Source organism: Cesiribacter andamanensis AMV16, assembly GCF_000348925.1.
Classification (GTDB): domain Bacteria; phylum Bacteroidota; class Bacteroidia; order Cytophagales; family Cyclobacteriaceae; genus Cesiribacter; species Cesiribacter andamanensis.
The window spans coordinates 1-6,883 of sequence record NZ_AODQ01000184.1 but is presented as its reverse complement, the minus strand read 5'-3'; the positions used below and the strand labels follow the sequence as shown (position 1 = coordinate 6,883).

5 protein-coding genes and 2 pseudogenes are annotated in these 6,883 nt (G+C 53.2%); 6 read left to right on the top strand and 1 reads right to left on the bottom strand.

From position 1 onward, the window contains the following. A pseudogene (porX, locus tag ADICEAN_RS19800) lies at window positions 1-846 on the bottom strand (T9SS response regulator signal transducer PorX); the annotation flags it as partial. A 95-nt stretch (window positions 847-941) separates the two neighbouring features. On the opposite strand from porX, the gene ADICEAN_RS19795 reads away from it, so the two are divergent. The 6 genes and pseudogenes from ADICEAN_RS19795 (at window position 942) to ADICEAN_RS19770 (ending at window position 6,646) form a co-directional block, all read left to right on the top strand. Further along, on the top strand, window positions 942-2,219 hold the full coding sequence (locus ADICEAN_RS19795) for an HD domain-containing protein (protein ID WP_009197446.1): 1,278 nt from the start codon (window positions 942-944) through the stop codon (window positions 2,217-2,219). Then, the gene (lpxD, locus tag ADICEAN_RS19790; RefSeq protein ID WP_009197445.1) at window positions 2,216-3,268 is read left to right on the top strand and encodes a UDP-3-O-(3-hydroxymyristoyl)glucosamine N-acyltransferase; all 1,053 of its coding nucleotides are present in this window, start codon (window positions 2,216-2,218) and stop codon (window positions 3,266-3,268) included. The genes ADICEAN_RS19795 and lpxD overlap by 4 nt, the downstream gene beginning before the upstream one ends. Further along, window positions 3,265-4,661: pseudogene (locus ADICEAN_RS19785) on the top strand (bifunctional UDP-3-O-[3-hydroxymyristoyl] N-acetylglucosamine deacetylase/3-hydroxyacyl-ACP dehydratase). Before lpxD ends, ADICEAN_RS19785 begins: the two are co-directional and overlap by 4 nt. Beyond that, on the top strand, window positions 4,658-5,437 hold the full coding sequence (gene lpxA, locus ADICEAN_RS19780; protein ID WP_009197442.1) for an acyl-ACP--UDP-N-acetylglucosamine O-acyltransferase: 780 nt from the start codon (window positions 4,658-4,660) through the stop codon (window positions 5,435-5,437). The pseudogene ADICEAN_RS19785 and the gene lpxA overlap by 4 nt, the downstream one beginning before the upstream one ends. Window positions 5,438-5,489: 52 nt before the next feature. Next, window positions 5,490-6,116: an ABC transporter ATP-binding protein gene (locus ADICEAN_RS19775; protein WP_009197441.1), complete on the top strand. Its 627-nt coding sequence runs from the start codon at window positions 5,490-5,492 to the stop codon at window positions 6,114-6,116. Between the two features lie 71 nt (window positions 6,117-6,187). After that, window positions 6,188-6,646 carry a hypothetical protein gene (locus ADICEAN_RS19770; protein ID WP_009197440.1) on the top strand — a complete coding sequence of 153 codons (459 nt, stop codon included), beginning with the start codon at window positions 6,188-6,190 and terminating at the stop codon, window positions 6,644-6,646. The last annotated feature ends 237 nt before the right edge of the window (window positions 6,647-6,883 follow it).

Genomic DNA, 6,883 nt, shown 5'->3' with positions numbered 1-6,883 from the left:
GGCCACTGAAAAATAGCATTGCGGGCAAAGCCTGTAGTGGTGGGCAGGATAGAAAAATAGAGCTCCTCGGATTCAATGTTGAAATACTCCGATACAATGGGGCTCCATGCTTTTCCACTGGTCGTAGCGCAGGTTATCGATTACGATAAAAAAAACGGGCTTTTGCTCCTTCAGCAGCGGAAACACCTTGCTTTTCATCAGCTGATGAGAGAGCAGCGGCTTGTCGGCCTTGGGGTCGTTCATCCAGTCCTGGTACTCCTGGTCGATGAATTTGGCAAAGGAGCCGTTGGCCTCGTCTTTCTGCATGCTCAGCACCTCGTTCATGCTGCCCCCTTCGGCGGCGCCAATCTCCAGCTCCCAGTACACCAGTTTGCGGTAGATGTCGGCCCACTCCTCCCAGTTGCGGGCATCACCCACCTGCATGCTGATGTTGCGAAACTCCTGCTGATAAGTAGAGGTGGTTTTTTCCGATACCAGCCGCTTGTTGTCCAGGATCTTCTTAACTGACAGCAGGATCTGGTTGGGATTGAGGGGCTTGATAAGGTAATCGGCAATTTTGGCGCCGATGGCCTCTTCCATAATATGTTCTTCCTCGCTTTTGGTGATCATGATCACCGGCAGGGCGGGTTTTTGCGATTTGATATAGGTGAGGGTTTCCAGGCCGGTCATGCCTGGCATGTTCTCATCCAGAAACACGATGTCGTAGTGCTGATCGGCTACTTTATCTATGGCATCGGTGCCACTGTTCACAGGGGTTACGTCGTAGCCTTTTTGTTCCAGAAAAAGTATGTGCGGTTTGAGCAGGTCTATTTCATCGTCCGCCCACAGGATGCTGTATCTTTGCATAAAAAAGTGTTACTTGCCTTATGGTTTGCCTATACAACGTCCCGTTTAAGGCATTAAGTTTAATAGTCCGGTAAATGTAAAACATTTGCTTCCGGATGCTTCTACAAGTTACACAAAGCGGCTTGAATAAGAAAAAAATTTTTAACGACCCTGTCTACGGCTTTGTGACCATTGGCAGCGAGTTGGTTTTTGACCTCATTGAACACCCTTTTTTTCAGCGGCTGCGGCGTATCAAGCAACTTGGCCTTACCGATATGGTCTATCCCGGGGCGCTGCACACCCGCTTTCATCATGCCATTGGGGCCATGCACCTGATGAGCATTACGCTGGACAACCTGCGCAGCAAGGGGCATGAGATCTCCCAGGAAGAATACGTAGCCGGCCAGATTGCCATACTGCTGCACGATGTGGGCCATGGGCCCTTTAGCCACGCCCTGGAATTCTCCTTACTAAAAGGCATCCGGCATGAGCACCTCTCCCTGCTGCTGATGCGCTACTTTAACAAGCTTTTTAATGGGGAGCTGGAGCTGGCCATTAAAATGTTTACCAATACCTATGAGCGCCGCTTTTTTCACCAGCTGGTGAGCAGCCAGCTGGACATAGACCGCCTGGACTACCTGCAGCGCGACAGCATGTTTACCGGCGTATCGGAGGGTACCATTGGCGCCGATCGCATTATCAAGATGCTTGATATCGTTAACGACAATATCGTCGTTGAGGAAAAAGGCATCTACAGCATCGAGAACTTTCTGAGCGCCCGCCGTCTTATGTATTGGCAGGTGTACCTGCACAAGGCAACGGTGAGCGCCGAAAAAATGATGATCATGCTCATTAGCCGGGCCAAGTACCTATACCAGCAGGGCGAGCCGCTCTTTGCCACCCCTGCCCTGCACACCTTTCTGGAGCGCGACGTACAGCTGCAGGACATGGCCGAAAATACGGAGATCCTTAAGGCCTTTGCTTCGCTGGATGATTTTGACATCTGGGCCGCCGTGAAGGTGTGGGCCCACCACCCCGACCGCATTCTGGCCTCTATCAGCGCCATGCTGCTGGAGCGCAGGCTGTTTCGGGTAATCCTCTCAGGCCAGAAGTTTAACCGCGATGCCATTGAAGAGCTGAAAGGAAGGATCAGCGATACCTACAACATTAGGCGGGGTGAGCTAAAATTCTTCCTGGCCTGTGGCTCTATGAGCAATGCCGCCTATGTGGCCGGGGGGCAGCACATCAACATCCTCACCAAAAAGGGACGGGTGGTAGATGTAGCCGAAGCCTCGGACCTGCCCAACATCAAGGCCATGAGCAAAATTGTAAAGAAGTACTACATTTGCTGGCCCAAGCACATTACCATGGAAAAAGCCCTCTTTATCCAATGAAATTTACGGTAGCACAAATCGCCCACTTGCTGGGAGGAACAGTAGAAGGCAGCGGAGAGCAGGAAGTGCATACGCTGGGAAAAATTGAAGAAGCCGGTCCGGGAAGCATCTCTTTTCTGGCCAACCCCAAATACGAAGCCCATCTCTACACCACCCGGGCTACAGCCGTGATTGTAAGCCGGGAGCTGGAACTTAAAAAGGGGGTACACACCAGCCTGATCCGGGTAGAGGACCCCTACAGCAGCTTTACCCGCCTGCTGGAGGAGTACCACCGCATGCTGAGCTTTCAGAAAACAGGCACCGAAGACCCCTGCTTCATGCACCAGAGCGTATCGCATGGGGAGGGCCTGTACCGGGGGGCTTTCTCTTACATTGGCGCAGGCAGCAAACTGGGCAAGGGGGTAAAGATCTATCCCAATGCCTACATTGGGGAGAATGTGGTGATTGGCGATAATACCATCATCCTGGCCGGGGCCAAGATCTATCCCGATACCAAAATCGGCAGCAATTGCACCATTCATGCAGGCGCTGTGGTAGGCAGCGATGGTTTTGGCTTTGCCCCACAGCCCGATGGCAGCTACAAGACCATTCCCCAATTGGGCAATGTAGTGCTGGAAGACTGGGTGAGCATTGGCGCCAATGCGGCCATCGACTGTGCCACCATGGGCAGCACCATTATCCGCAAGGGGGTAAAAATCGATAACCTGGTGCAGGTGGCCCACAATGTAGAGATTGGCGAAAACACGGTAATCGCTGCCCAGTCGGGCGTGGCGGGTTCCACAAAAATAGGCAGGAGCTGTATTCTGGCCGGGCAGGTGGGGGTAATTGGCCATCTGCAGATTGCCGATAAAACCACCATTGCGGCCCAGGCCGGGGTGGGCAAAAGCATTAAGCAGGAAGGAAAAGTGCTCATTGGCTCCCCGGCCTTTGAGCGGGACGACTACCTCAAGTCCTATGTGGTCTTCAAGAATTTACCCGATTTGGATAAGCGGCTAAAGCAACTTGAAGAAAAAATTATAAATTTGCGGTCACCAGACGAGCATTCATGAATATTAAACAGCATACGATCAGCCGATCGGTTACGCTTTCCGGAGTTGGCCTGCATACGGGCGTGATGTGCAACATGACCTTTCAGCCCGCCAGACCAAACCATGGCATTAAATTTCAACGCATTGATATAGAGGGGCAGCCTACCGTAGATGCCGATGTAGACAATGTGGTAGACCTGAGCCGCGGCACCACCATTGAGCAGAATGGCGCCCGCGTTAATACCGTGGAGCACGTACTGGCCGCGCTGGTTGGGCTGGAGATCGACAACATCATCATTCAGCTGGATGGCCCCGAGCCCCCCATCATGGATGGCAGCTCCATCCAATTCATTGAAGCCCTGCATGAGGCTGGTCTGGAAGAGCAAAATGCCCTGCGCAACTTTTTTGAAGTGCCCGAGGGGGTTTTCTACCGCGAGCCTGCCCGTCAGGTAGAAATTGCCGCCCTGCCCCTGAGCGATTACCGGGTAACGGTAATGGTAGATTACAACTCGCCCGTACTGGGCAGCCAGCATGCCTCGCTCAACAAACTAAGCGATTTTGAAGCGGAGATCGCCCACAGCCGCACCTTCTGCTTTTTGCATGAGCTGGAAATGCTGCACAAGCAGGGGCTGGTGCGCGGCGGCGACCTCAACAATGCCATTGTGGTGGTAGACCGCAAGGTAGAAAAACACGAGCTCGACGAGATTGCCAAACTCTTTAACAAGCCTACCGTAGAGGTGCGCAAAGAAGGTATTCTCAACAACGTAGAGCTGCGCTACAATAACGAGCCTGCCCGCCACAAGCTGCTGGACCTAATTGGCGACCTGGCCCTGGTAGGCCGCCCCATGAAGGCGCAGATCCTGGCAGCACGCCCCGGCCATGCGGCCAACGTAGCCTTTGCCAAAAAGCTGAAGAAGGTAATGAACGACTTCAGCAAGAATAACAACATTCCTCCCTACGATCCCAAGCTGCCGCCTGTTCTGGACATTAACCAGATCAGCAAAATGCTGCCGCACCGCTACCCCTTTCAGCTGGTGGATAAGATCTTTCATCTGGATGAGAGCACGGTGGCCGGTGTTAAGAACGTTACCATCAATGAGCCTTTCTTTCAGGGCCATTTTCCGGGCAACCCGGTGATGCCGGGCGTGCTGCAGATCGAAGCCATGGCGCAAACAGGGGGTATCCTTGTATTAAATACCGTACCGGATCCGGAAATTACTGGACCTACTTCCTTGGCATTGACAATGCCCGCTTCCGCAAAATGGTAGTACCCGGCGATACGCTTATTTTTAAGTGTGAACTGCTGGCGCCCATCAAAAGAGGCATCGCCAAAATGAAAGGCTATGCCTTTGTGGGCGATACCCTGGTAAGTGAAGCAGAATTGTCGGCCAGCATAGTTCGCAAAGATTCATGAGTCAACACCCCCTAGCCTACGTACACCCGCAAGCCCAGATTGGTGCCAATGTAACCATAGAGCCCTTTACCACCATCCATAACGATGTGGTGATTGGCGAGGGCAGCTGGATAGGCCCCAACGTTACCATTTTTGATGGCGCCCGCATTGGCAAGAATGTCCGCATTTTTCCCGGTGCGGTTATCTCTGCCGTGCCGCAGGATCTTAAGTTCAAAGGAGAGCAAACCACGGTAGAGATTGGCGACGGTACCACCATACGGGAGTGCGTTACCATTAACCGGGGCACCATCGATAAATACAAGACCGTTGTGGGCACCAACTGCCTTATTATGGCCTATGTGCACATTGGGCATGATTGCCTGGTGGGCAATTTCTGCATACTGGGCAATAGCGTACAGCTGGCCGGCCATGTGGAGGTAGATGATTATGTGATCTTTGGCGGGGCCTGTGCCGTGCAGCAGTTCTCCAAAGTAGGCGCCCATGCCTATATAGGGGGTGGCTCGCTGGTCCGTAAAGATGTACCCCCCTTCACCAAAGCCGCCCGGGAGCCGCTCAGCTATGCCGGCATCAATTCCGTGGGCCTGCGCCGCCGGGGCTATACCAATGAGCGCATCAACGAAATTCAGGAGATCTACCGCCTGATCTACCTGCGGGGGCTCAATAACTCTGAGGCACTGGATAAGATAGAACTGGAGCTGCCCGTAAGCCGGGAGCGCGATGAAATTGTGAACTTTATCCGAACCTCTACCCGGGGCATCATGAAGGGCTACGCCTAATACGTAGGGATACCCCCTTCACCCCTGCCACCAACCACCTAACCTGCACCCCTTGCTTACACTCTCTGCTCATCAGTTGGGGAAGCGCTACATTCGCCAGTGGATCTTTCGCCGGCTGGAGTACAGCTTTCGCCAGGGCAACCCCTGTGCGGTAACCGGCCCCAATGGCAGCGGCAAGTCTACCCTGCTGAAGGTGCTGTCGGGCTTTCAGCCGGCTACCGAGGGGAGCCTGAACCTGCAGCTGGGAGGAAAAACCATTGCCGCCGAGGCCATGTACGCCCATGTAGCGCTGGCGGCCCCCTACCTGGAGCTGATTGAAGATTTCACCCTGGAGGAGCTGCTGCGCTTTCATTTTTCCTTTAAGCGCCTGGCCGATGGACTTAGCCTTAGGGGGGTAGCCGAACGCATGTACCTGCTGGAGGCCTGGCAAAAGCCGGTAAAGCATTTTAGCAGTGGCATGAAACAGCGCCTGCGCCTGGGGCTGGCCTTTTACGACCAAAGCCCCCTGCTGCTGCTGGATGAGCCCACCTCCAACCTGGATGAACAGGGGCAGCACTGGTACGAGCAGGAAATTGCCCCCCTGCTGCAGCAGAAGCTGGTGATCATTGCCTCCAATCAGCCTCAGGAATATCAGTTCTGCACCGATAGAATTTCCATACCGGATTGGAAGAATATGTAACAAAATCCCTAAATTGAGGTTTTTCGGAACAAGTTTATTCCCTATTATTGACGCAACAAATCCGTATCTGCATGAACACAATAAAGAGCCTTGCTGTAATAACCCTGGTGATGGTGCTTGCTGTATTTACCGCCTGCAAAAAAGAAGATCCTGAAACCGATCAGCAGCGCAATACCCGCCTGATCAGCAAAACCTGGCGGGTAAATACCGTAACCCTGGATCCGCAGGAAGACTATAGCCTCAGTGGCGAAACCGTAACGGTAACCTTTAACTCCAACGGTTCCTATACCATCAATACCCCTGCTGCCCTGCCCAAAATGCGCACGCCCAATGAAGCCATTCCCGCCAGCGGCTCCTGGCAGTTTGTAGGCAGCGCCTATGACCGGGTGCGCCTTACCTCCGGCAGCACCACCCTGGAGCTGGCCATTACCTCTCTTACCGACAATGCGCTTACCGTAACCTATCCCGGTGCTGAGCCTAAGGCTACCGATGAGGTGACCGTAACGGTAAACATGGTGCCAAATAGCTAAGCGCACCTCCTATAGAAACTAAAACATGAGTCATCCCGAATTTTCTAAATGGCTAAAACAGCCTTAGATTACTGTATTCTAGCCCAAAAACATAAAGAAGGGACGTCATCTCGACCAGCGGGAGAGATCCGGCATAGGACAACTCATTACTAAAAACTTTCCAAGATCTCTCCCCGCACGGCGGCCGCGCTGGTCGAGATGACAGCCTACCTTAATAAAAAAGGCCTCAAGATTCAT